Origin of the sequence: Streptomyces sp. NRRL S-1022, assembly GCF_000720135.1 — a bacterium.
In the GTDB taxonomy this organism is placed as follows: Bacteria; Actinomycetota; Actinomycetes; order Streptomycetales; family Streptomycetaceae; genus Streptomyces.
The window spans coordinates 60,391-75,976 of sequence record NZ_JOIU01000004.1 but is presented as its reverse complement, the minus strand read 5'-3'; the positions used below and the strand labels follow the sequence as shown (position 1 = coordinate 75,976).

Annotated in this window: 17 protein-coding genes and 1 pseudogene; 9 read left to right on the top strand and 9 right to left on the bottom strand. The window is 72.5% G+C overall.

What is annotated here, in order from left to right:
* Positions 1-14 precede the first annotated feature (14 nt).
* Positions 15-1,514, bottom strand: a complete 1,500-nt coding sequence (locus IG05_RS0105050) for a carotenoid oxygenase family protein (RefSeq protein WP_030339530.1) — start codon at positions 1,512-1,514, stop codon at positions 15-17.
* 67 nt (positions 1,515-1,581) lie between these two features.
* A complete protein-coding gene (locus IG05_RS0105045) occupies positions 1,582-2,496 on the bottom strand; it encodes a LysR family transcriptional regulator (RefSeq protein WP_030339528.1) in 915 nt (304 codons plus the stop codon).
* 111 nt (positions 2,497-2,607) lie between these two features.
* On the opposite strand from IG05_RS0105045, the gene mgrA reads away from it, so the two are divergent.
* The gene (gene mgrA / locus IG05_RS0105040; protein WP_030339526.1) at positions 2,608-3,600 is read left to right on the top strand and encodes an L-glyceraldehyde 3-phosphate reductase; all 993 of its coding nucleotides are present in this window, start codon (positions 2,608-2,610) and stop codon (positions 3,598-3,600) included.
* A 26-nt stretch (positions 3,601-3,626) separates the two neighbouring features.
* On the opposite strand, the gene IG05_RS0105035 is transcribed toward mgrA, so the two are convergent.
* Positions 3,627-4,010 (bottom strand): nuclear transport factor 2 family protein, encoded by a 384-nt coding sequence (locus IG05_RS0105035; RefSeq protein WP_030339525.1) that lies wholly within the window; start codon positions 4,008-4,010, stop codon positions 3,627-3,629.
* Between the two features lie 333 nt (positions 4,011-4,343).
* Between IG05_RS0105035 and IG05_RS0105030 the strand changes: the two genes are divergently transcribed.
* The 4 genes and pseudogenes from IG05_RS0105030 to IG05_RS50225 form a co-directional block, all read left to right on the top strand.
* On the top strand, positions 4,344-4,754 hold the full coding sequence (locus IG05_RS0105030) for a hypothetical protein (RefSeq protein WP_030339523.1): 411 nt from the start codon (positions 4,344-4,346) through the stop codon (positions 4,752-4,754).
* Positions 4,755-4,908: 154 nt separating this feature from the next.
* Entirely contained in the window at positions 4,909-5,451 is a 543-nt protein-coding gene (locus IG05_RS0105025) for a hypothetical protein (RefSeq protein ID WP_030339520.1), read from the top strand.
* On the top strand, positions 5,451-6,428 hold the full coding sequence (locus tag IG05_RS0105020; RefSeq protein WP_030339518.1) for a serine/threonine-protein kinase: 978 nt from the start codon (positions 5,451-5,453) through the stop codon (positions 6,426-6,428). The genes IG05_RS0105025 and IG05_RS0105020 overlap by 1 nt, the downstream gene beginning before the upstream one ends.
* 119 nt (positions 6,429-6,547) lie before the next feature.
* A pseudogene (locus IG05_RS50225) lies at positions 6,548-7,510 on the top strand (DUF6777 domain-containing protein); the annotation flags it as partial.
* A 59-nt stretch (positions 7,511-7,569) separates the two neighbouring features.
* Here the strand turns inward: IG05_RS50225 and IG05_RS50485 are convergent.
* Positions 7,570-8,193, bottom strand: coding sequence for a hypothetical protein (locus tag IG05_RS50485; RefSeq protein WP_158838787.1), 624 nt, complete (start codon positions 8,191-8,193; stop codon positions 7,570-7,572).
* Here IG05_RS50485 and IG05_RS47665 point away from each other — a divergent pair.
* Both IG05_RS47665 and IG05_RS0105005 read left to right on the top strand, forming a co-directional pair.
* The gene (locus IG05_RS47665; protein WP_158838785.1) at positions 8,174-8,380 is read left to right on the top strand and encodes a hypothetical protein; all 207 of its coding nucleotides are present in this window, start codon (positions 8,174-8,176) and stop codon (positions 8,378-8,380) included. The genes IG05_RS50485 and IG05_RS47665 overlap by 20 nt on opposite strands.
* Before the next feature lie 149 nt (positions 8,381-8,529).
* A complete protein-coding gene (locus IG05_RS0105005) occupies positions 8,530-8,985 on the top strand; it encodes an ATP-binding protein (protein WP_030339513.1) in 456 nt (151 codons plus the stop codon).
* A gap of 15 nt (positions 8,986-9,000) precedes the next feature.
* Here IG05_RS0105005 and IG05_RS0105000 read toward each other — a convergent pair whose 3' ends face one another.
* A complete protein-coding gene (locus tag IG05_RS0105000) occupies positions 9,001-9,891 on the bottom strand; it encodes an RNA polymerase sigma factor SigF (RefSeq protein WP_030339511.1) in 891 nt (296 codons plus the stop codon).
* 273 nt (positions 9,892-10,164) lie between these two features.
* On the opposite strand from IG05_RS0105000, the gene IG05_RS0104995 reads away from it, so the two are divergent.
* Together IG05_RS0104995 and IG05_RS0104990 are read left to right on the top strand one after the other, a co-directional pair.
* Positions 10,165-10,527 carry a helix-turn-helix domain-containing protein gene (locus IG05_RS0104995; protein ID WP_030339509.1) on the top strand — a complete coding sequence of 121 codons (363 nt, stop codon included), beginning with the start codon at positions 10,165-10,167 and terminating at the stop codon, positions 10,525-10,527.
* Between the two features lie 134 nt (positions 10,528-10,661).
* Positions 10,662-11,150: a VOC family protein gene (locus IG05_RS0104990; protein ID WP_030339507.1), complete on the top strand. Its 489-nt coding sequence runs from the start codon at positions 10,662-10,664 to the stop codon at positions 11,148-11,150.
* 12 nt (positions 11,151-11,162) lie between these two features.
* On the opposite strand, the gene IG05_RS0104985 is transcribed toward IG05_RS0104990, so the two are convergent.
* From IG05_RS0104985 to IG05_RS0104970, 4 genes are read right to left on the bottom strand one after another with little or no spacing between them, the layout of a single operon-like run.
* On the bottom strand, positions 11,163-12,071 hold the full coding sequence (locus IG05_RS0104985; RefSeq protein ID WP_030339505.1) for an aminoglycoside phosphotransferase family protein: 909 nt from the start codon (positions 12,069-12,071) through the stop codon (positions 11,163-11,165).
* A 54-nt stretch (positions 12,072-12,125) separates the two neighbouring features.
* Positions 12,126-13,004 carry a geranyl diphosphate 2-C-methyltransferase gene (locus IG05_RS0104980; RefSeq protein ID WP_030339503.1) on the bottom strand — a complete coding sequence of 293 codons (879 nt, stop codon included), beginning with the start codon at positions 13,002-13,004 and terminating at the stop codon, positions 12,126-12,128.
* A gap of 52 nt (positions 13,005-13,056) precedes the next feature.
* On the bottom strand, positions 13,057-14,109 hold the full coding sequence (locus IG05_RS0104975) for a family 2 encapsulin nanocompartment cargo protein terpene cyclase (protein ID WP_030339500.1): 1,053 nt from the start codon (positions 14,107-14,109) through the stop codon (positions 13,057-13,059).
* A gap of 16 nt (positions 14,110-14,125) precedes the next feature.
* On the bottom strand, positions 14,126-15,568 hold the full coding sequence (locus IG05_RS0104970; protein WP_030339498.1) for a family 2B encapsulin nanocompartment shell protein: 1,443 nt from the start codon (positions 15,566-15,568) through the stop codon (positions 14,126-14,128).
* Positions 15,569-15,586 lie beyond the last annotated feature (18 nt).

Here is a 15,586-nt window from a genome sequence, read left to right as displayed (position 1 = left end):
CAAACCGCCGCCGCTCACGCGTCCGGAATCCAGCTTCCGTGGAAGCCCAGCGGCACCCGCCCGGGCAGATGCACCCGGGCCACCGGCTCGCCCGTGAAGTCCTGCGCCGCGAGGATCACCAGGTCGGTCGCCCGACGGTCGGGATCGTAGACGTACGCGAGTGCGTACCCGTCGTCCTCGGCGGCCCGGTGGTCCGCCGGATCCCGGGGCACGAACACCGCCTCGCCGGCCGCCGCGCCCCGGGGCAGCCGGTGCAGCCGGGTCGTTCCGCGCAGCAGGTCGTGCTTGATCAGCGCGTTGGAGAAGGCGCGGTCGGGCGGGTTCCCGTCGGGGGAGAGGTACGCCAGCGTGAACTCGGCGCAGGCCGCCGAGTAGCCGTAGCGGTGCCGCCGGGACACCAGGGCCTCGTTCACGCGCGGGAACTCCTGCGGCCGGTCGTCCAGCACCCGCTGCCGGACCCGGCCCCGCTCCACCTCCACGGTCCAGCGTTCCAGTCGCGGGGTGCCCACCGCGTGCGGCCCGCCCGAGCCGCGCCCGGCGACCTCGAACGGCGCCGGATACGTCGTCAGGTCGACCACCACCGACGCCCCCTCGTCATAGGCGTTCAGAGTGTGCGAGTAGAACACCGGGTCGATCGGGAACCAGCGCACCGGCCCGCCCGAGCGCGGCATGACACCCACGCGGGCCGGGTGCCGGGGGTTCCAGAGGTACGGCACCGGGTCGCCGCGCCGCGCCGCCGCCGGGTCGAAGGTGACCGGGATGTCGATGACGACCACGTGCCGCGCGGTGAGCGCGAAGTCGTGGATCATCGGCGCGTCCGGCATCGGTATCCGCGTGGTGCGCGCGACCCGGCCCGACGGGTCGACCACCAGGTGCCGGATGTGGTCCCAGGCCGGGTAGTAGGCGAGGGCGTGCAGTTCGCCGGCGTGGGCGTCGAACTTGGTGTGCGCGGTGAACGCGCCCTCCAGGGTGCCCCGGAAGTCGTACGGGCCGACGGTGTTCAGCTCGCCGTCGAGTTCGTACGGCGCCGGGCCGCTCTCCTGGAGGGCGAGGATCCGGCCCCGGTACGGGATCACGTGGGTGTTGCACGCGAAGTCGTCGGGAGGCACCGGGCCGGGGTACGGCTCGCCGAGCTTCCGCGCGACCTGTGCGGACCGCACCCAGCGGTTGCGGTACCACTCGGCCCTGCCGTCGCGCAGGCGCACCCCGTGCACCATGCCCTCGCCGAGCATCCAGTGGTGCGCCCGCGGGTCCTCCAGGCCCAGCACGTTGGGCCCGTTGCGCAGCAGGCGGCCGTTCAGCTCGCGCGGTATGCGGCCGGTGACCGGCAGGTCGTAGGCGGTCAGTTCCTCCGTGACCGGCGCGAAGGCGCCTTCCAGGAAGGGAAGGTGACGGGGTGCCGGTGCGCTCGTCCCCCGAGCCGCCGCGGGGCGGCCGGCCGTGCCGGCGAGGGCGCCCGCCGCCGCGAGTCCGGCCGTGCCGCGCAGCACGGTCCGCCGGGTGTGTTCTGCCATCGTGGGTGCTCCTGACCGTCGTCGGCGTGACTGACGGTCATGAGTCTGCTGCGGCGGCCGGCCGGAATCAGGAGGGCTGGACCCCGTCCCGGGGTGGTGTCAGACCCCCTGTTTCGAGCAGGGTGACGAGCGCCCGGGCGGCCGGACTCGTGGCCCGGTCCGGCGGCAGCAGGGCGACCGTCTCGTACTCCACCTGGTCCATGCCCTTCAGCGGGAGCGCCGCCAGCGCCGGCCGCTTGTGCCGGAAGTGCCGGGGCACGACGGCGATCCCCAGGTTCTCGTCCACCAAATCCAGCAGGCTGTGCACGTCGTTGACCTCCAGCGCGACCGTGCGCCGGACACGGGCCGCGGCGAACGCGGCGTCGGTGGTGCGGCGCGGACCCCAGTCGGGGTGGAAGTCCACGAAGACCTCCCCGGCCAGGTCGTCCGGGCCGAGCACGGCCGGGGCCGCGGCCAGCCGGTGGCTGGGGTGGCACAGCACGGTCATCGGCTCGCTGGTCAGCGCCACCGAACGCAGCTGGTCGGTGTCGGCCTGGGTGCGGTAGGCGAACGCCAGGTCGAGCCGCCCGGCCGCGACCTCCTCGGCCAGCGCACCCGAACCGGCCTGCCGCAGCCGGATCTCCACATCCGGGTGCCGGCCCCGGAAGGCCGCCAGCAGCCGGGCCACGTGCACCCCGGCGATGCACTGCTCCGTGCCGAGGGCCAGCGTGCCCCGCAGCACGCCCTGCACCGCGGCCACCGCCTCGTGCGCGGAACGCACCTGCGCCAGGATCCGCTCGGCCTCCACCAGCAGCGCCCGCCCCGCCTCGGTGAGCGTGACCCTGCGGGTGGTCCGCACGAACAGCGGCGCCCGCAGCTCCCGCTCCAGGGCCCGGATGGACGCGGACAGGCCCGACTGGGACACCATCAGGCGCTCGGCGGCCCGGGTGAAGTGCTGGTCCTCGGCGACCGCGACGAAGTGCTGGAGATGGCGCAGTTCCATGATTGAGCAGCCTAACCGCTGAATCCCATCGGATTCTCCTGTTGGACCACTGCCCGCCGTGCGGGGAAGAGTGGAACCGGTAGATCGTGCGCCCACCCCTCTGGAGTCGCGTTGTACACCGCACACCCCGACCGTTATGCCGACATGCCCTACCGGCGGACCGGACGCAGCGGCCTGAAACTGCCCGCCCTGTCGCTCGGCCTGTGGCACAACTTCGGGCCCGACCGGCCCGTCGAGACCCAGCGGGCCATCCTGCGCCGCGCCTTCGACCTCGGCGTGACCCACTTCGACCTGGCGAACAACTACGGCCCGCCGCCCGGCGCCGCGGAGTCCGCCTTCGGCGAGGCGCTGAAGGCGGACCTCGGCCGCCACCGGGACGAACTGGTGATCTCCACCAAGGCCGGCTATCTGATGTGGCCGGGCCCGTACGGCGAATGGGGCTCGCGCAAGTACCTGCTGTCCTCGCTCGACCAGAGCCTGCAGCGGATGGGCCTGGAGTACGTCGACATCTTCTACTCGCACCGCTTCGACCCGGACACTCCCCTGGAGGAGACGATGGGCGCCCTGCACACGGCGGTGCAGCAGGGCAAGGCCCTCTACGTCGGCGTCTCCAACTACTCCGCCGAGCAGACCCGCGAGGCCGCCCGCATCCTCGGCGAACTGGGCACCCCGCTGCTCATCCACCAGCCGCGCTACTCGATGCTCGACCGGCGCCCCGAGGACCAGGGCCTGCTCGACGCCCTGGACGAGCTCCAGGTCGGCTCCATCGTGTACTCCCCGCTGGAGCAGGGCCTGCTCACCGGGCGCTACCTCGATGGCATCCCCGAGGACTCGCGGGCGGCGAGCGACAGCCCCTTCCTGAACTCGGACGCGGTCACCGAGGACCTGGTCGGCCGGCTGCGCGCGCTCGACGAGATCGCGAAGTCCCGCGGCCAGACCCTGGCCCAGCTCGCCCTCGCCTGGGTGCTGCGCGGCGGCCGGGTGACCTCCGCCCTGGTCGGTGCGAGCAGCGCCCGGCAGCTGGAGGACAGCGTCGCGGCCATCCGCAACCTCGACTTCGACGCCGGGGAACTGGCGCGGATCGACGCTATCGTCCGGCCGTAGTGCCGCACGGGCGGGACAGGGCCGGGTCAGGCGCCCGCCGGCACCCGGTCCAGGAACCCCAGCACCTGCCGGATGCGCCCCTCCCCGTCCAGGGTGACCACGTCGAACCCGGCCACCGGCGCCGAGCCGTCGGCCGGGTTCACCAGCTCCCAGCCGAAGCGCGCGGTGTCGTGGTGGCCGTCGGCCGTGCCCAGCGGGCGGAACACGAAGCCCGGGAACTGCTCGTGGACGGCCGCGATGACGGCCGCGATCTGGTCGTGGCCGCGGACGTCCGCGAGCGGGTCGGTGTAACCGCCGTCCGCGGTCCACGCGGCGGCGACGGCCTTCGCGACGGCCTCCGGCTCGGTGGCGTTCCAGGCCTCGAAGTAACGGGCGGCGGCGGTCTCGTAGCGGTCGGTGTGCACGGTCATGGCGAAGCATCCTCCATCGAGGTCGTCTCTGCTGGTCAGGTTCCGGATCGCGGTGTCGCCGATCCGGTGTGACCACCATGCGGGAGGAGGGGCGGCCGGGTCGATTACCTCCGGGGTCATGCCCGGGTGGCCGTACGGTCCGCAGCATTCCGGCCAGAACGGGCACGGAATATGCCAGGAGACTGGCCGGAAAGACATGGTGACAGTGATTCAGTAGTGAACATACTCGACGGTGAGGACTTCACTTCCAGCGATGTTCCGCTCACGCACCGCACATGAGCCGCTCCGAAAGCGAGGCCCTCCGGCAGGCGATCGACGCGACGGGGAGTGCGCATGCACGACGAATTCCTGTGCCATGTCACCGCGTACGGCACCTGCGGCGGCCGGCGCGTCGGAGTGCCCCTGGGAACCTACCGGGCGCCCACCCTGGCCCTCGCCCTGTGGTGGCTGCGCGACCGTGCGACCTGGATCGCCGACCGCCTCGACCCGCAGCCCGGGGCGGAGCACTTCCCGCCCGGCTCGCTCGTCCCGGTCGCCGGCACCGTGCCCGACGTGCCGGCCGTGCTGCGTGCCTGGTGCGGCGACCCCGGACGGCAGGAGCTGGTCGCCGACGAGCTGGCCGCCGGCCGGCTGGTGCGGATCGCGACCGGGGACGACACCACCGAGTACGAGCTGCTCGCGGAGTCCGTCGACGCGCTGCGCATGCAGCGGACCGTCCCGGCCCTCGTCGTGCCCGTCGCCTGACCGGCCACCCGCGCCCGCCGGACGGGACGCGCGGATAGCGGAATCGGTAGAATTCCGGCATGCGTGCTGGTGATGCCGTCCGTGCTCCCGGAGTGCGCGGCCGCCCGGCCGCCGCGCCGGTGCGAGCCGGTCCCGCGGCGGAGGCGGACGGGCGATGACCGCCCCCGGCTTCCGGCCCACCCACGTCGTCCCGCCGCGCGGCCTGCCGGCCTGGGAGGCCCCGGACCCGGCACGGCCCACGGTGCCGCTGGACCCGCTGCTGCCGGTGCAGCTCGTGGAGCGCCGCGGGGACTGGGGGTACATCCGCTGCGCCAACGGCTGGGCCGCCTGGGTCGACGGCCGCCTGCTCGTCGCAGTACCCGACGACCCGCCCGCCGGCGGCGGAACCGACGAAACCGCCGATCCGCGCCCCGTGCTGGCCCGGGCCGAGCAGGCACTGGCCGACTACCGGGCCGCTGTGGCGGACCTGGCGGCCGGCGCCCTGGACGGCGAGACCTTCGAGTCCCGCACCCAGGGCATGCGGATCGGGCTCGTGGTCGACGGCGCGTCCATGTGGGTGTACGACGCGGAGGAAGGGCGGTGGCTGTACGGCGACGGGCGGCGGCTGAGTACCTACGCCACCGACCGGCCGGTGGACGGCACGGACGACACCGGACGCGCCCCTACCCGGCTGGTCGCGCCCGAGGGTGAGCGCTGATGGCCGGCGACACCGGCCTGTTCGCCGGCCGCCCCTCGGCGGAACTGGTCGGCCGGCAGGTGGCGGGCTACCGGATCGAGAGCGAGATCGGGCGCGGTGGCATGGCGGTCGTCTACCGCGCCCACGACCTGCGCCTGGACCGTACGGTCGCGCTGAAACTGCTCGCCCCCGAACTGGCCCGCAACGACACCTTCCGCAAGCGGTTCACCCACGAGTCCCAGGTGGCCGCGGCGATCGACCACCCGCACATCGTGCCGGTCTTCGAGGCCGGCGAGACCGACGGGGTGCTGTACATCGCCATGCGGTACGTCCCCGGCAGCGACCTGCGCCACCTGCTCGACGTGCGCGGTCCGCTGGCACCGCCGGACGCGGTGCGGATCGCCGCCCAGGTGGCCTCAGCCCTGGACGCCGCCCACGAGCACGGCCTGGTCCACCGGGACGTCAAACCCGGCAACATCCTGGTCGCCGAGGGCACGGACGGGGACCACCCCGAGCACGTGTACCTCACCGACTTCGGGCTCACCAAGAAGTCGCTGTCCCTGACCGGGTTCACCAGCGTCGGCCAGTTCGTCGGCACCCTCGACTACGTGGCCCCCGAGCAGATCTCCGGCCGTCCCGTCGACGGCCGCTGCGACGTCTACGGCCTGTCCTGCGTCGTCTACGAGACCCTCACCGGCCGCCCGCCGTTCCAGCGCGAGGACGACATGGCCCTCCTGTGGGCGCACCAGTATGACGAGCCGCCCGCGCCGAGCGGGGCCCGGCCCGGCCTCGCCCCCGCCGTCGACCCGGTCTTCGCCCAGGCCCTGGCCAAGAGTCCGGACGCCCGCCACGACACCTGCATCGCCTTCGTCGCCGCCCTGCGCGTGGCCCTGACGGCCGGGCCCGCGGCAGGCCGGGCGGAAACCGCACCCCGGCCCCCGGGCTGGGCCGGCCCGGTGCTCGGCTTGCGGGCGGGCCGGTATTTCGGCACACAATAGTGTCAATGTGCAGCCAAATGCACCAGAAGGTATCGGGCGGAACTGTCTGAACGAAGCCGCGCATCGCGACGGGAACGCAATGCAACGGGGGAGCACGTGCGCGACGGGAAGCAGGGCTCGTGAGCGTCGAACCTCCGTCTTCCGGCCGCCCCACCGGGCCGCCCTCCGGCCCGCTGTCGGGCTCTTCCCGGCCACCCGCCGGCCCGCCGCCCTCGCAGCCGCCGCCCGGCGGCTCCGGCGGCAAGGAGCCGCACGGTCCGTGGTGGAAGTCGGTGCCCCGGGTGGCGGCGCTCACCGCGGCCCTGGCCGCCGCCGTGGTCCTCGGGGTGTTCTTCACCCGTCCGGGCGGCGGCGGATCCACCGGGCGTGGCGAGGTCTTCCTGGAGGCCGCCAACAGCACCGGCCAGGACCCCTTCACGGAGTCGACCGCGAAGGAAGGCACCACCCCGACCGCGCCCGGCGGAACGACCACCCCGCCCGGAAGGGCGACCACCGCGCCGGGCGAGGGCACCACGTCCCCCGGGAAAGGCACGACATCCCCCGGGAAGGGCACCACGCCCCCCGGGAAACACACCACGCCTCCCGGACCGGGCACCACCACCCCGGGGCGGACCACTCCGGTCGCGCCTCCGCCGACCGGTCCGTCCGAGGTCCGCGGGGTGCAGGGCGGGGCGCCGGGCCTGTACAGCGGTGTCCGCCGGACGGCCAGCTGCGACGTCGAGCGGCAGATCAGGGCCCTGCAGGCCGACCCGACCAAGAACCGGGCGTTCGCCTCGTCGATCGGCGTCCAGCCCGGCGGCGTCTCCTCCTACCTCCGTTCCCTCACCTCGGTGCAGCTGCGCGCCGACACCCGCGTCACCAACCACGGGTACCGCGACGGCACCGCCACCGGCTACCAGTCCGTGCTGCAGAGCGGCACCGCGGTCCTGATCGACGGACACGGCGTGCCCCGGCTGCGCTGCGCCTGCGGCAACCCGCTGAAGGAGCCGGTCGCCCAGCACACCGCCCCGCGGGTGGTGGGCCAGCGCTGGTCCTCGTTCCAGCCCACGAACGTCGTCGTGGTGCAGCCCGCCCCCGTGATCGTCAACGTCTTCGTGATCTACGACTCCCGCCACCACGAGTGGCTGCACCGCCACCGCGGCTACGACAGCGTCCGGCACGACCAGCGCGGCAAGCCCCCGCGGAACACGCATCCGTGGGCTCCGGTGCCGTGCGTGACCGGCAAGGGACCCGGGTCACCCTGCCCGCCGACGTCGCCCCGCGTCAGCCCCTCGGCGTCCCCGACGACACCCTCGTCCTCGACGTCCCCGTCACCGTCGACGCCGCCGTCCTCTTCGGCCTCTTCGTCGTCGCCGTCCTCGCAGTCGTCGTCGCCGTCCGATTCCAAGTCGTCCTCGCCGTCCGGGTCGAAGTCCTCGTCACCCACCGAGAGCAAGTCGTCGTCGCCGTCCGAGTCCACATCGGAGTCGTCGTCGCCGTCGTCGCCGTCCGAGCCGAAGTCCTCGTCACCCTCCGAGCCCAAGTCGTCCTCGCCGCCGGAGTCGAGGTCGGAGTCGGAGTCCTCGTCGCCGTCCGAGTCCAAGGCCCCGTCACCCTCAGAGACGAAGTCGACCGCCCCCTCGTCGCCGGAGACCAGCGCACCGTCGAGCGAGAAGAGCCCGGCCTCCGCGACCCCGAGCGGCGAGACGCCGTCGGCCCAGCCTTCGTCCGCCGAGACGTCGGCGCCGTCGGCGGGATCGCCGTCGATGCAGAGCCCCGCTGCCACGCCCGCGTCCTCGCAGGCGTCCGCGCCGGCCGCGACCGAGACCGCGGCCCCGCAGACCAACGAGCAGTCCCAGGCCCCGGAGCAGTCGCAGGCACCGCAGGAGCAGCAGCAACAGGATCAGCAACAGCAACAGCAGCAGCAGCAGGACCAGCAGCAGGAGCAGCCTCAGCAGCAGGGCGGGTCCTGAGCCGCGCCCCGGGCCGCTCCGGGGCACCGCAGTGACTCTCGCCACTGTGCGCGCTCGGCGAACGGATCGGGTGGACTGGAGGGCCGGGCTCGGGGTACGAGGACTGGTGCACCATCGACCGGCCGGACCGGGTTTCCGAGAGAGACAGTATGACCGAGCACCTGGGCGGGGCAGTGATACCGACTGGTTTCGACGTACCCGTTGAGCCGCTGCGGCGCGCGGCGCACTACACCGGCGAACCCGGATGCATCGCCGACGCGCGCGCCTTCGCATCCCAGTTCCTCCAGCAGCTGCGCACCGAGTGGTGCGCCAGCGCCGACGGCCGCGCCGACGGCGAGCTGCTCTTGATGGTGAGCGAGCTGGTCACCAACGCCGACCGGCACAGCGACGGGCCGTACATCCTGGAACTGGAAGGGACGGACACCGCGGTGGTGGTGTCCGTGTACGACAGCAGCAACGCCCTGCCCCGCCGTTTCCCGAAGGACCCCCAGCGCATCGGACGGCACGGTCTGGAGATCGTGCACGCCCTGGCCTCACGGGTCACCGTCGAGCGCGTCCCCGTCGGTAAACGCGTGCGAGCGGTCTTCGATCTCCGGCGGGACTGAGCGCGACGCCGGGTGTCAGGCGCAGCCGAGCTCGCCGAGCATCCCCTCGCGCAGCCGGCCGATGATCCGCTTGATCAGCCGGGAGACGTGCATCTGGGAGCAGCCGAGCTGCTCGCCGATCTCCGCCTGGGTGGCTTCCTCCACGAACCGCAGGTGGATGATCCGGCGGTCGCGTTCGCTCAGCTCCGCCATCAGCGGGGCGAGCGCGTGGAAGTCCTCCACGAGCCGCAGCCCCTCCTCCTCCACGCCGATGAAGTCGGCGAGCACCGCTTCGCCGCCCTCGGGGCCGTCGCCGGTGAGCGCTGCGTCGAGGGAGGCGGAGTTGTAACCGTTGGAGGCGAGCTGGGCCTCGACCACCTCCTTCTCGGAGATGTTCATCAGCGTCGCCAGCTCGGCGGTCGTCGGGTCGCGGTCCAGCCGGCTGGACAGCTCCTCGCGGGCCTTGGCCAGCTCGACCCGCAGCTCCTGGAGCCGGCGCGGTACGTGGACCGCCCAGGTGGTGTCGCGGAAGAACCGCTTGATCTCGCCGACGATGTACGGCAGCGCGAACGACGTGAACTCGACCTCGCGTGCCAGTTCGAACCGGTCGATGGCCTTGATCAAGCCGATCATGCCGGTCTGGACGATGTCCTCCATGTCGTCGCCGCGGCCCCGGAAGCGTCCGGCCGCGAACCGCACGAGCGACATGTTCATCTCGATGAGGGTGTTGCGCGCGTACTGGTACTCGTGCGTGCCCTCTTCCAGCTCGGTCAGCCGGCGGAAGAACTGCCGGGACAGCTCCCGGGCGTCCCGCGGGGCGATGGACGCGGGGTCCACGATGCCGGGCAGTGATCCCTCGCCAGTCCTGTCCTGCTCGGTCTGCTCCCCGACCTCTGCTTGCGACCGGATACCGGCGGCGGTCTTCATTGCCTCTCCCACGAAAGTCACGGTTCGACGTCTGCCTCTACAGCTCGTGTCGGATTCCCGGTACGGCTCTCATGCCCCGGGTACCCGGCGATCGGCGGTGTATGCGTGCCGTCGAGGCCCTCACGGCGCGAGTACCCGCGGTGACGCGGTGCATGCACTTCCCCTCCGGCACTGGCCGGAAACCGCCGGTCGAGGCCCCCGGCCGGCCCGGGTTTCCCCCAGGGCGCAACGCCGGACCCTTGTCCCCGGTGGTACCGCTCGTAGGCTGACGGGATGAGCGATCCGGTGAGCGACGCATCCCGAGTGGTCCCGCTGCCCGCGCCCAGGGAGCCCCTGTGGCGGGATCTGGTCGGCGAGGTGCTGCGCCGCGAGCGGCAGGCGCAGGACCGCACGCTCAAGGACGTGGCCGACGCGGCCCGGATATCCCTGCCCTACCTGTCCGAGATCGAGCGGGGCCGCAAGGAGGCCTCGTCCGAGGTGCTCGCCGCCGCCGCTCGGGCGCTCGGCCTGGGGCTCGGGGACCTGCTGTCGCTGACCCACGGCGAGCTGGCCCGGCGCACGGCCGTGCACACGGCGGGGCGCCGGCCCGTCGCCGCACCGCACCGGCCGTACCGCGGGCTCTGCCTGGCCGCCTGACCCGGGGCGGCGGCCGGGTGCCCCGGCATCACTCGTCCGGGTGATCCGGCACCGGGCCGATGAGTTTCGTGCGACGGCGCGGTCGATACCCATGACCGCGTTCCACGCACCGCTCCACGCCCCAGGAGGCGCTCATGACCACCGACGGCTTCACCACGTGTCTCTGGTTCGACGGCCAGGCGGAGGAGGCTGCGCACCACTACGTGTCCGTCTTCAAGGACTCCCGCATCGGCCGCGTCGTCCGGTGGCCGGAGTCCGGTCCCGGTCCGGCCGGTGCAGTGCTGACCGTGGAGTTCACCGCCAACGGCCAGAAGTTCGTCGCCCTCGACGGCGGCCCCCAGTTCACGTTCAACGAGGCGGTCTCCTTCCAGATCCTCTGCGCCGACCAGGCCGAGATCGACCACTACTGGACGAAGCTCACCGAGAACGGCGGCGAGGCCGGCTCGTGCGGCTGGCTCAAGGACCGGTTCGGCGTCTCCTGGCAGGTCGTCTACGCCCCGCTGCTCGACATGATCGGCGACCCGGACCCGGAGAAGGCCGCTCGCGCCCTCAAGGCCATGATGGGCATGGGCAAGCTGGACGCCGCGGCCCTGGAGCAGGCGTACGCCGGCGGACAGCCGTAAGGTCCGGCCGTCTCACCGCGCCCCGGTCTCGGCGAGGATCTCGGCGATCACATGCCGGGAGTTCTCCGCCAGGGCCGGGTTGGTGTCCCAGTAGTACGGCAGCTGGATCAGCGAGATCGACAGCGCCCAGCCCCGCCCGCGCGCCCACTCCGCCTCGCCGGCGCCGACGGCCTCGCGGAAGATGTGCCGGGCGGTCGCCGGCAGCAGGTTCCAGGCCACGATCAGGTCCACGGCGGGGTCGCCCACCCCGGCGGTGCCGAAGTCGATGACCGCGCTCAGCCGTCCGCCGTCCACCAGCACGTTCCCGGGGGACAGGTCGGCGTGCGCCCAGGCCGGCGGACCCGGGTGCGCCGGAGCCCGCAGCGCCTCCTCCCACCGGGTGGTCACGGCCGCTGTGTCGATCCGGCCGGTGAGCCGGGCGAGCGCCGCCCGGGTCGGCCCGTCCCGTTCGGCGAGCGGCACGCCCCGGCCGGCCGCCGGCCCGTCGTGCGGGTCGATCCGGCGCAGCGCGCGCACGAACCCGCCCAGCTCCTCGGCGAGCCGCTCGGGTTCGGCCACGGCTCCCGCGACCGGATTCCGCCCCTCCAGCCAGCGGTACACGGACCAGGGCCACGGGAAGCCGTCATCGGGTTCGCCCATGCCCAGCGGCTCGGGCACGGGCACCGGCAGCAGGGGAGCGAGCCGGGGCAGCCAGTGCTGCTCGTGTGTCACGTCCGGCACGGCGGAGGGGCGCCGGGGGAACCGGACCACGAGGTCGTCGCCCAGACGGAACATGGCGTTCTCGGTCCCGGAGGACGCCAGACGCCGTACGGGCAGCGCGGCCCACCGCGGGAAGCGGCGGCCGATCAGTCGTCGGACCAGCGGGGCGTCGAGGCAGACCTCGTCGGTGTGCATCCGCGGGTTGCTGTGGAAGGCACTCATCGAGGTCCATCCCAGCGCCCGGACGCCCCCGCTGTCGACGGGATTTCGCCGGGCTCAGACCCGGTCGGCCACGATGAGCAGGTACTGGAAGCTGCCGTTGCGGTAGGCGGACAGGAACGTGTCCTCGATGCCCGTGACCAGGTGGTCGGCCTCCTTGCGCAGTTCCCAGTACGGGATGGTGGCCTGCGTCAGGTCTTCCACGTGCACGGGCACCAGCCGGTTGCGGGCCATCGCGCGGAAGTACGCCGAGCGCGGGTGGATGTCACAGATGTAGTGCGCGTTGATCAGTGACACCTCGCGGGAGGCCTGCCCGTACGTGTCGTTGTAGCACCCGGTGATCACCACGTAGCGTCCGCCGCGGCGCAGCAGCCGGGCGTGCTCGGCGAAGAGCAGGTCCAGCTCGACGTACATGGTGGACTCGTTGTTCCAGGAGGCCGCGTACGCGCCGGTCTCGAAGCCGGTGTCGAGCATGTTGCGGTGGTGGTAGCGCACCTTGCCGTCGATGCCCCGCCTGCGGGCCTGCTCATTGGCGAACTCGGCCTGCTTGGCGGAGATCGTGACGCCGTCGGCGTGGCAGCCGTAAAGCAGGTGCGCCACCACGCTGCCGCCGCCGCGGCCGCAGCCGGCGTCGAAGACCCGGTCGGTGGGGGAGAGCGGCCCGAGGTGGGAGGCGAGCAGTTCGGCCTGGGCGTGTTCGAGCCGGTGCAGCTCGGTGGTGATGCGCTCCCGCCGCAGCGCGCCGTCCGGCTCGTCCAGCACCGAGTGGTCGGCCGCTCCGACGCCGTAGTGGTGGTGGTAGAGGTCGTCGATCTTGCCGAGTTCGAGGTTGACCGGGTTCTCCTCGGCGTTCCAGTAGTCGGCGACGCGGCTCTGGTAGGTGGACTGGGCCGGTACCGGAACGGATGCGGTCCGGGTGACGGGCACGGTCGTCAACGGTTGCTCCTTGGTGCGCGGGTGGCGGTGGTTCGTTCCGACGACGGGTGGTTCACCAGTAGTCGGGCAGGTGGTAGCGGTGGGAGTTGGTGGCGTGCCACTCGTGGTTGCCGGACACCCAGGCGGCGAGCCCCTGGGCGTAGCGCTCCACGACGGGCGAGGTGCCGGACAGGACGGCGGACTCCTCCTCGAAGGCCTCCATGATCCGGTTGTGGATCTCGACGGACTTCAGATAGGCGGCCTTCAGTCCGCAGCGTTCGTTGGCGGCGACCACCTGCGGCAGGTTCAGGTGGGTCGGGTCGCTGGCCAGCTCCTTGGTGAAGGAGTACAGGTCGTTCACGATGGTGGTGGCGTTGCCGGCCAGCGCCGTGATCCGCTGGATCTCGGGGCGGGCGTAGACCTGTTCGGGCAGTTCGTAGCCGTCCACCGCGTCGACGATCGACAGACAGGGCCGGAAGTTGTTGAACTGCCGCATCACCAGGTACTCCCACACCCTGGGCGTGTACCGGGTCTCCGCCCAGGCGGCCTCGGCCAGGTAGCCCAGGTGCAGCCGGGCGATGTCGTGCACGAACCGGTCGGTCTGGCTGGGCGTGGCGAACGTCGCGTAGTCGGCGAGGGCGAAGTGGTACGAGCGCAGGGGGCCGTCGGCGCGTACGCCCTCGCGCCACTCCTCCTCCAGCTCCGGGATGCCGTGGTAGGGGTCGATCGCCGACTGGGCGGCGATGAGCCGCCCGCCGAGGCCGCGGCGGGCGCCGCCCCGGCCCTCGTCCTCCTCGCAGTAGCAGGAGTCGACGACGTTCTCCGCGAGCAGCAGCTTGCCGGCGGCCGTCAGGCGGTCCAGGTCGAGGGCGCCGGGATGCTGCAGGACGACGGCCCGGCCGACCTGGAAGCCGGAGAAGTCCCCCTTCCATGCCGCGGGGAACAGGTCGAGGCCGCGCGCCCAGGCCTCCAGCCGCCGGTCGACCTCGGCGGCCTTCGCCGGGTCGGCGGGAACGGCCGGCCGGTGGTGCAGCCCGGGGATCGTCCCGGTGCGCCGGTCCCTGCGCATGCTGCGGGCGATGTCCGGAGGCCCGGGCAGCCGGTACGCGTGGGTGTGTGTGCTCATCGCGTGCTCCCGGCCGTCACTCGGCGGTCCGGCCGACCTGGACGTTCTCCAGGATTCCGGCCGCGTCGGGCACCAGGATGGCCAGCGAGTAGTAGGCCGTGACGAGGTAGTTGCTGATCGCGGCGCTGTCGATGCCCATGAAGCGGACGTTCAGGCCCGGCTGGAACTCCTCGGGGATACCGGTCTGGTAGAGGCCGATCACGCCCTGGTCGGCCTCGCCGGTGCGCAGCGCGATGATGCTGCTGGTGTGGTTCCCGGTGACCGGGATCTTGCTGCACGGGAAGATCGGCACACCGCGCCAGGCGGGCACCTCATGACCGTCGACGTTCGCGCTGCCCGGCACCAGTCCCCGTTTGTTGCACTGCCGGAAGAAGGCCGCGATCGCCTTCGGGTGGGCGAGGAAGACCTTCGTCTTGCGCCGCATCGCCAGCAGTTCGTCCATGTCGTCGGGGGTCGGCGGTCCCGTCAGGCTGCTGATGCGCTGGCCGTAGTCGACGTTGTGCAGGAGGCCGAACTCGCGGTTGTTGACCAGCTCCCACTCCTGCCGTTCGCGGATCTCCTCGACGGTCAGCCTCAGCTGCTGGGCGGTCTGGTCCATCGGGTCGTTGTAGAGGTCGGCGACCCTGGTGTGCACCCGCAGCACGGTCTGCGTGAGCGACAACTCGTATTCGCGCGGGGTGAGTTCGTAGTCGACGAAGCCGCCCGGCAGGGTGGGTTCGCCGACGTGTCCGGCCTGCACGGGCAACTCCGCCTCGCCCTTGCGGTTCATCGGCCGGCGCTGCCGCTCGACGTACGCCCGCAGGTGCGCCGCCAGGGAGGGCACCCGCGCGGTGAACTCCTCCACGACCGCCCAGGGCAGCGCCAGCACGACACCGGCGGTCTCCGCCCGGACGGAGGTCAGCCACAGCGGATCGGACTGGCCGACCGCCTCGTCGCCCACCTGGTCGCCGTCGGTGACGACGCCGACGATCTCCTCGTCGCCGTACTTCCCGATGGCGTAGCGGGTGAAGCGGCCGTGTGCCACGAGGTAGGCCTCGGTGACCGGCTGCCCCGCCTCGAACAGCACCTGGCCCGGGCGCACCTCCCGGGGCTGGAAGCGGGCGGCGATCTCCCGCAGCACGTCGGCGTCGGGATAGCCGCGCAGGATCGGCAGCTCGGTCAGGGTCTCGGGAACCACCCGGACGTCGTCGGCGCCGTTCTGCTCGAAGTGCACGCGCCCGCGGCCGGTGCGCAGTTGCAGACGCCGGTTGACCCGGTAGGCGCCGCCCTTGACGTCCACCCACGGCAGGGTCTTCAGCAGCCACCGCGAGGTGATGGCCTGCATCTGCGGTTCGGACTTGGTGGTGGTCGTGAGCTGCCGGGCCGCGCGGGTGCCCAGGCTGGTGGGCTGGGCGTCGGCCGGCGGCCCGGGATCGGGTTCGTCGACTGCGGAACCGGTGGCGATGTCCGGAGTGGACACATTCCCTCCTGCAAACAG

Coding starts and splice junctions, on each gene's coding strand:
- IG05_RS0105050 (WP_030339530.1), bottom strand. CDS start 1,514: ATGGCAGAACACACCCGGCGGACCGTGCTGCGCGGCACGGCCGGACTC.
- IG05_RS0105045 (WP_030339528.1), bottom strand. CDS start 2,496: ATGGAACTGCGCCATCTCCAGCACTTCGTCGCGGTCGCCGAGGACCAG.
- IG05_RS0105035 (WP_030339525.1), bottom strand. CDS start 4,010: ATGACCGTGCACACCGACCGCTACGAGACCGCCGCCGCCCGTTACTTC.
- IG05_RS0105030 (WP_030339523.1), top strand. CDS start 4,344: ATGCACGACGAATTCCTGTGCCATGTCACCGCGTACGGCACCTGCGGC.
- IG05_RS0105025 (WP_030339520.1), top strand. CDS start 4,909: ATGACCGCCCCCGGCTTCCGGCCCACCCACGTCGTCCCGCCGCGCGGC.
- IG05_RS0105020 (WP_030339518.1), top strand. CDS start 5,451: ATGGCCGGCGACACCGGCCTGTTCGCCGGCCGCCCCTCGGCGGAACTG.
- IG05_RS47665 (WP_158838785.1), top strand. CDS start 8,174: ATGCAGAGCCCCGCTGCCACGCCCGCGTCCTCGCAGGCGTCCGCGCCG.
- IG05_RS0105005 (WP_030339513.1), top strand. CDS start 8,530: ATGACCGAGCACCTGGGCGGGGCAGTGATACCGACTGGTTTCGACGTA.
- IG05_RS0105000 (WP_030339511.1), bottom strand. CDS start 9,891: ATGAAGACCGCCGCCGGTATCCGGTCGCAAGCAGAGGTCGGGGAGCAG.
- IG05_RS0104995 (WP_030339509.1), top strand. CDS start 10,165: ATGAGCGATCCGGTGAGCGACGCATCCCGAGTGGTCCCGCTGCCCGCG.
- IG05_RS0104990 (WP_030339507.1), top strand. CDS start 10,662: ATGACCACCGACGGCTTCACCACGTGTCTCTGGTTCGACGGCCAGGCG.
- IG05_RS0104985 (WP_030339505.1), bottom strand. CDS start 12,071: ATGAGTGCCTTCCACAGCAACCCGCGGATGCACACCGACGAGGTCTGC.
- IG05_RS0104975 (WP_030339500.1), bottom strand. CDS start 14,109: ATGAGCACACACACCCACGCGTACCGGCTGCCCGGGCCTCCGGACATC.